Raw genomic sequence first — 6837 nt, forward strand, 5'->3', positions numbered from 1 at the left:
ATCATAAGAAAGAGAGTAGAGGCAGTTCCGGTATCGGGGTTCGTCTCACGCCTCTAGGCTGTAGTAAACTATCGGCGGTGTGCAGTGTCAGGAGTATCCGAAATGAATAAAATGCGGGTTGGATTGCTGTTTGGGGGTTGTTCGGGAGAACATGAAGTTTCGCTAAGTTCGGCACGAGCGATCGCGATCGCTTTGAGTGCCAACCAAAACAGCGCTAAGTACGAACTCCTGCCTTTCTACATCCACAAAGATGGACATTGGCAAGCAGGGGAAAAAGCTCAACAACTTTTAGCATCTGGAAGACCCCCGGAATCCCAACTCGCCTCAGAAAATTCTCAGCAACAATTACCCAGTAACGAAAACGCAACTCGTTGGCAATTTCCCCACCAAGCGGCTGAGGTAGATGTCTGGTTTCCTATTCTCCACGGCCCGAATGGGGAAGATGGCACCGTTCAGGGGATGCTTAAATTAATGCAGGTGCCTTTTGTCGGGACTGGGGTTTTAGGTTCCGCGATGGGAATGGACAAAATTGCCATGAAAATGGCATTTGCCCATGCCAGATTGCCTCAAGTGAAATATATCACCGTTAATCGATCGCAAGTGTGGTCGAATCCTAGTGTTTTCCCCAAACTTTGCCAACAAATTGAAGCGACACTCGGCTATCCCTGTTTTGTGAAACCGGCGAATTTAGGCTCATCGGTAGGAATTTCCAAAGTGCGATCGCTCTCGGAGTTAGAAACCGCCCTTGATAACGCCGCCAGCTACGACCGTCGCCTGATTGTGGAAGCAGGCGTCGTAGCGCGGGAGTTAGAATGTGCCGTTTTGGGGAATGACAATCCCAAGGCTTCCGTGGTTGGAGAAATTACCTTTGAAAGTGATTTTTACGACTACGAAACTAAGTACACCGAAGGACGAGCGGATTTAGCGATCCCGGCGAGAGTGCCAGATGCCATTGCCACTCAAATCCAAGAAATGGCTCTCCAAGCGTTTGCCGCAGTTGATGGTGCTGGTTTGGCACGAGTAGACTTTTTCTACGTTGAAGCCACTGGCGAAGTATTGATTAATGAAATCAATACCATGCCCGGTTTCACTGCAACAAGTATGTATCCCCAACTTTGGGCGGCGACGGGTGTTTCTTTCCCAGAATTAGTCGATCAACTGATTCAACTGGCGCTAGAACGGCATAACGGGTAGTAAACTTTTAACGCTCTCGGTACGCCAAGGGGGATTTGGGTGAGATTCTCAATCTAGTGGTGTCAAAGCAATTGGATTTAACTCAAACAGGACTTACGCAAAGCTTATACATATAGCGTTTTGTAGGGGCAATCCCCCTGTGGTTGCCCTTACTATGTGGTGATGTGCGGCGAGTCCTATCAAAGTTAATCTTCGCGTACCTTTGCGTTAAAAAGCCTTCTAGTCTAATCTGTGTTTTGTATCAGTTTGTAAAATCTAAAGGAGATAAACTTGGAACGGACTTTTGTCATGGTCAAGCCTGATGGTGTACAGCGCCACCTAGCGGGTGAGGTTATCCGGCGTTTTGAAGCTAAAGGTTTTACTCTGGTTGGCTTAAAGTTGATGAGTGTAAGCCGGGAACTGGCAGAGCAGCACTATGACGTACACCGAGAAAGACCGTTTTTTGCGGGTCTGGTCGAGTTTATCACTTCAGGCCCAGTAGTCGCGACGGTATGGGAAGGGGATGGGGTTGTCGCAGCTGCCAGAAAAATGATTGGTGCGACTAACCCACTGACCGCTGAAACAGGTACAATTCGCGGCGATTATGGAGTCAGCATTGGTCGCAACCTCATCCACGGTTCCGACGCTATCGAAACCGCGCAGCGCGAGATTGCTCTGTGGTTTAAAGATGAAGAACTGGTCAGCTGGAAGCCGAGCTTGACTTCCTGGATCTACGAGTAAATAGCCAATGGCTAATCGCGAACGGCTCTTAAACAATAATGTGCTATCGGCGATTAGCCATTCCCAGTGCTTTTTTGCCTAACGTTGCTCTTCCTTCTGCTGACTCTGTGCGGTTTCCTCAGCGGGGATGCGCTGAGAAAATCCCCAGGCAAATATCACTCCAATACAGACGATGGTTAACCACTCTGGCGGCACTAAATCTGGTTGAATCGCTTTGCATAGCAATCGCAATCCTACAAGGGCAACGGTGATATAGCCAGCATCCTGAAGATGGACAAATTCATCGAGCCAACGGATGAATAATCCAGCCATAAACCGCAGCGTAATCACTCCAATCGTACCTCCGGTGAGAACCAGCCAGGTATCTTTGGAAACAGCGATCGCTGTAGTGACGCTATCGAGGGAAAAAGCTAAATCGGTTATGGCGATTATCGGAATTGCCTGCCATAGGGAAGTAAATCGCGGTCCATGATGTTCCCGACCTGACCCTTCATCGGAAGTAAAATACTGGAACACCAGCCAAAGCAGATATAGTGCCCCCAATAACTCAAACTGCCAGAACTGAATCACCCAGGTTGCTGTCAGAATTAAAGTGATTCGCAGGATGTAGGCAACTGCTAATCCGAAGTTAAGGGCGCGACGCTGGAGCGTGCTGTCTTCTAAGCCTTGGGCAATAGCTGCTAGGGCGATCGCGTTATCCGCTGACAGCACTGCCTCTAATACAACTAGAACAAGCAGTACAAGGGGAGCTTCAAGTCCCGGATTGAGCGGAGAGTTCAGGATTTGGTCTAGCATTCACGCAAGCTTCAAACTGGAACTATCAAACTAAAAGCAAAAATTAACTGGCTAAATTGTGCCAAAATGATTGCTGTCTTAACTAAGCTTAACCTTTGTCGGGAAAATTTAGTCGAAAATTCCCATTCATCGATCCAAACGGTGAAGCGAGAATTTTTACGCAGGTGTGTTGCATCTTGTTACAAGATGGTTATGTTGGGCATAATTTAGCCGAAATTGTTGAACTATAAACCTGAAATAAGGAGTTGGTAAACGATGTCGATATCCGATACCCAAGTGTATGTTGCTTTAGTTGTGGCGCTGTTTGCTGGCATCATGGCAGTCCGGCTATCAACGGAACTGTACAAGTAGATGTCACTCGCTGCTAGGGACTAGCCGCTGATGGCAAGAGAGAGTGAGGGGATGAAAGGGCTTCAGTATACATCGACTTCCCTTCTCCCGCTCCCTCTTACCCTAGTTTCTAGTCCCTAGCACCCAATACCTAGCTTCTTAATTCACTTGCAGCAACTCTAGGCAGGTGTACATCCCTTTGAAGCCTTTGACAGGCATCCATTGACAGACATAGTGGCGCAAGCGTCCAGAGTGGTATCCTGACACCATGAATGCTATTGAACCCTCTCAACCTTTGCAACCGGCACCAAGCCGCCGGATAGTTCCTCGGACGCGGCGACAACAGCGACGCCATCCTAACCGGGCGATCGCAATAGAAACAACAGCTAAATTAGCGGTAAATGTAGTGCTTTCATCGGCAGCGATCGCCGCTCTCGTGCAACTTTTGCCTTATCATCTGTCCCAGCAAGCAAAACTGGGAGAAATCCGAGAAGAAGTGAAGCGCACAGAAAAACGTGTCAATCGTTTAAGTAATAACTTCAGCCGCTACTTCGATCCCCAGCAAGCCAAAAGCGTGATGCAGGAACAAAGCCATCGAGTTGACCCCTCTCAGCGTCAAGTTGTGTGGCTGGATAATAATACGACTGATGAGTAAAAATTCAAAATATTTTAAATTTTGAATTTTAAATGGTTCCTCAAGCGCTGATCGGTTTCAGCAGTTGGTTCATCCAATTTTCGACTTGCAAGCGCAAGCGTCCAGCAGAACCAAAAGGAGTCAACACAGCCAGAGCGTTCCGATAATCAGCGATCGCGCAGTTCCAGTCGCCCCGCAGATGATAGGTACGACCTCGCTCTGCATAGATATTACCTTGTAGCTGACCTAATCCCAGCACTAAGTCAAAATTCTCTAACGCCAAGTCGTAAAGTCCCAGATCCCGAAAGGTGATCCCTTGGTTAATCCAAGCGCGAACGTTGCCAGGGTTGAGATCCAGGGTCATCTCGTAGTCGGCGATCGCTTCTGCCAACTGTCCCAGAGAAGCGTAGTAGTTGGCGCGATTGTTGTAAACACTGTCCAAGTGGGGATCGAGTTCCAAAGCCGTGTTATAGTCGGCGATCGCTTTATCCTTTTGACCGTTCTGGAAATAAATCAACCCCCGGTTATTGTAGTCAGCGGCACTGGTGGGGTTAAGTTCTAGGAGAGTCGTTAGGATAGCGATCGCGCCATTGCGATCGCCGTGTTGAGCTTTTTCCTGTGCTAAGGCGCGTAGAGAGCGAACGGATGAGTTTTGGTGTCCTCCAGATACCGAGGTGACTGGATGGAAACGCCTTGGAACCGCGCCGGTGGTCGATGAAACCGGCGAACCGTGTTGGTGTCTTGCCTGGTCTTGAAAATTGATTGCGCGAGCGTTCATAATCATCCTCAAGGGTACCTTAGACTTATCTGGAATCACTTTAGCGGCTTCCTCTCAGTTGCCGGGGATGTTTTGTGTCACTGAGTAAAGCGTCTTCCAGCAGGGGAGCGATCGCCTATACCTTCAATTCGGTTTGGATGTCCTTTATGAAATCTACAGTCCCAATTTGCAACATTACTGAAACCATCTGTAGAGACTCGCCTTCATCTCGGATCTACCAGTCTGGGAGAACAGACTACTGTGAAGCTTGCAGGATTGGCATCGGAGTAAAACTATGGATTTTGAGTTGGGGATGCGAGGGGAAGGCTTGTACAAGGGTGCAGGGGAAAATTTGAAGCGATACTCCCCACTGCCCCAACTGAATAGATGCTGGTAGAATGCAAGCGATACTTACGCGCTCTCGCTGGTGTTTTGCAATCGTTCATTAAAACCGTCCTATGACAACTGCAACTTCTTATCCCAATGCTGCCGATCTCGGCGAAGATGACTACCTGCTACTTGGCTTAGCCACTTGTTTCTTCAAGGAAGATGGCGAAGTCCAAGAAGTCAACATTATTGAACCCATCCCCTCAGCTGCTCTTGAAGCGATTCTTAAAGGGATTCCCACCTCTTACAAGATGGCTGTTGCGACCACAATGGGTGCAGTTATCGTCGGCGATAGCCTCCAGAAGCCAGCGGATTTTCCAGAAGAGGCGCAATTTAGCGATGAGTTTGCTTTTCGGGCGATCGCATCTGCTCGCACCTATAAGAACAAACCAGAAGCCAAATCCCATATTCCTCTAGGCGCTACCCGCAATGACTTTAACTATTCTGTCGAACGCAAGCGAGTGCTGAATGCTCAGCGCGTTGTCCGCAAAGAAGACAACGTGAAACAACACTCTCACACCCATAAGGTTCTTTAGGATATTTGTGATGTTGAAACTCTATGGCGGTGCCTTTAGTCGGGCATCAATTGTCAAATGGTATCTCGAAGAGTTGGGCGTTCCTTACGAATTCGTCCAGCTCGATATGCAGGCAGGCGCTCATCGGCAACCAGAGTACCTAGCGATTAACCCGATGGGAAAAGTCCCGGCAATTGTAGATGGGGATTTTAAGCTTTGGGAGTCGGGGGCAATTTTACTCTATCTCGCCCAAAAGTACACTAAGATGCCAGCCACTCTGGAGGAACAAGCACAAATCACTCAGTGGGTAATATTTGGCAATGCCACCTTGAGTACAGGGATTTTTGTGGAAGCAAATCGGGAACGCGAAATGCCCAAGTTGCTGACACCGCTGAATGAAATTTTGCAACGACAACCGTTCTTCTTAGGAGAGGAACTAACTGTTGTCGATGTAGCGGTAGGATCGGTTCTGGCTTTTATACCAGTGATGCTGAAGCTCGATCTGAGCGAATATCCAGCGATTGTTACCTATATCCAGCGACTCTCGGAACGTCCTGCCTTTCAGAAAGCGATGGGACCACAGCGTTAAACAAGTTTTAGGGATAAGCCTTGTGCCTACCCTGAATAATGAAAGGGCACCCAAGAGAGGTGCCCTTTCAATTTTTTGGCAGTTCAGGTTTACCGGAAACCCACAGATGCTTGCCAAACGAAAGCTAACAACAAGAAGAACACGGGGATGATCGGGAGAACGTCTACCAGGGGGTCAAAGAAGGAGTAAGCTTCCGGCAGTTTTGCCAACAGCAGCGCTGCTTCCATATTAAAATCCACCTTTCCAACACAGTTTTCAGAATTGACAAGTATCTTAACATGACTCGGCTGTTAGCTGGACGCGATTGTTAGCCTACACGGAAATTTACTTTTACTAAGCTGTGGCGATCGCTATTTTGGCAGACAAACCCGTCCAAAATTTCCAAAAACCCAGAAAAAAGTAGATAATCCCTAATAAGAGCCATACAAAACGTAGCGGTAAAGCGTAGATGCTGGAGGAACTAGGGGGTTCAACTACACCACGATCGGCTCGTTTCCAAGCAGTAAAAATAGCATCGCCTGAAAAATAATCTCCACACCGACTTGCCGCTAAAATTGCTGAAAACCATAAAAGGTGATGATCGCGATCTACCTTTCCAAAGAATTGGGGAATGCCAAGCGCATAGAACCCAATGAACGCAGTCAGCAATGCGGAGGTACGAGAAAAAAGACCAATCATTGCTGTAAAAGCGAACCCCCGAAACAACGTTCCAGAGATGGTTGCTAATGTCTCATCGAAACCTCGAGGGAAACCCTGCTGCTTTAGCACAGGGAGGGATAGCGACGGCGCGGTAGCGCCAATCTCTTAAGCGTCTCACAAAATATCTGGTACACTGTGAGACATGACGCAGAAAGCCTTCAAGTACCGCATCTATCCGACTCCTGAGCAAGAAACCTTGCTCAAGAGGACGATGGGC

11 protein-coding genes are annotated in these 6837 nt (G+C 48.2%); 7 read left to right on the plus strand and 4 right to left on the minus strand.

Annotation, left to right across the window (positions count from 1 at the left end):
• Window positions 1–102: 102 nt before the first annotated feature.
• Together AC2VDX_RS00720 and ndk are read left to right on the plus strand one after the other, a co-directional pair.
• Window positions 103–1194 (plus strand): D-alanine--D-alanine ligase family protein, encoded by a 1092-nt coding sequence (locus tag AC2VDX_RS00720; protein WP_378173089.1) that lies wholly within the window; start codon window positions 103–105, stop codon window positions 1192–1194.
• 270 nt (window positions 1195–1464) lie between these two features.
• Window positions 1465–1914, plus strand: coding sequence for a nucleoside-diphosphate kinase (gene ndk, locus AC2VDX_RS00725; protein ID WP_378173086.1), 450 nt, complete (start codon window positions 1465–1467; stop codon window positions 1912–1914).
• A gap of 78 nt (window positions 1915–1992) precedes the next feature.
• On the opposite strand, the gene AC2VDX_RS00730 is transcribed toward ndk, so the two are convergent.
• On the minus strand, window positions 1993–2709 hold the full coding sequence (locus AC2VDX_RS00730; RefSeq protein ID WP_378173083.1) for a TerC family protein: 717 nt from the start codon (window positions 2707–2709) through the stop codon (window positions 1993–1995).
• Window positions 2710–2964: 255 nt separating this feature from the next.
• Here AC2VDX_RS00730 and psaM point away from each other — a divergent pair, with 255 nt between their 5' ends.
• Entirely contained in the window at window positions 2965–3060 is a 96-nt protein-coding gene (gene psaM / locus AC2VDX_RS00735; RefSeq protein WP_378173080.1) for a photosystem I reaction center subunit XII, read from the plus strand.
• A gap of 247 nt (window positions 3061–3307) precedes the next feature.
• Window positions 3308–3694: a slr1601 family putative cell division protein gene (locus AC2VDX_RS00740; RefSeq protein ID WP_378173078.1), complete on the plus strand. Its 387-nt coding sequence runs from the start codon at window positions 3308–3310 to the stop codon at window positions 3692–3694.
• Window positions 3695–3734: 40 nt separating this feature from the next.
• Here the strand turns inward: AC2VDX_RS00740 and AC2VDX_RS00745 are convergent, their stop codons facing one another.
• Complete coding sequence (locus tag AC2VDX_RS00745) at window positions 3735–4451, minus strand: tetratricopeptide repeat protein (protein ID WP_486928075.1); 717 nt, start codon at window positions 4449–4451, stop codon at window positions 3735–3737.
• 437 nt (window positions 4452–4888) lie between these two features.
• Between AC2VDX_RS00745 and AC2VDX_RS00750 the strand changes: the two genes are divergently transcribed.
• Both AC2VDX_RS00750 and AC2VDX_RS00755 read left to right on the plus strand, forming a co-directional pair.
• A complete protein-coding gene (locus tag AC2VDX_RS00750) occupies window positions 4889–5353 on the plus strand; it encodes a hypothetical protein (RefSeq protein WP_378173072.1) in 465 nt (154 codons plus the stop codon).
• Window positions 5354–5363: 10 nt separating this feature from the next.
• Entirely contained in the window at window positions 5364–5921 is a 558-nt protein-coding gene (locus AC2VDX_RS00755; protein ID WP_378173069.1) for a glutathione S-transferase family protein, read from the plus strand.
• Between the two features lie 89 nt (window positions 5922–6010).
• Here the strand turns inward: AC2VDX_RS00755 and AC2VDX_RS00760 are convergent, their stop codons facing one another.
• Together AC2VDX_RS00760 and AC2VDX_RS00765 are read right to left on the minus strand one after the other, a co-directional pair.
• Window positions 6011–6148 carry a photosystem II reaction center protein K gene (locus AC2VDX_RS00760; RefSeq protein WP_190413748.1) on the minus strand — a complete coding sequence of 46 codons (138 nt, stop codon included), beginning with the start codon at window positions 6146–6148 and terminating at the stop codon, window positions 6011–6013.
• A gap of 106 nt (window positions 6149–6254) precedes the next feature.
• Window positions 6255–6599, minus strand: a complete 345-nt coding sequence (locus tag AC2VDX_RS00765; protein WP_378173067.1) for a hypothetical protein — start codon at window positions 6597–6599, stop codon at window positions 6255–6257.
• Window positions 6600–6762: 163 nt separating this feature from the next.
• Here AC2VDX_RS00765 and AC2VDX_RS00770 point away from each other — a divergent pair.
• A partial coding sequence (locus AC2VDX_RS00770; protein WP_378173165.1) for a helix-turn-helix domain-containing protein occupies window positions 6763–6837 on the plus strand: 75 nt, incomplete at its 3' end.

The organism is Coleofasciculus sp. H7-1, assembly GCF_057473865.1.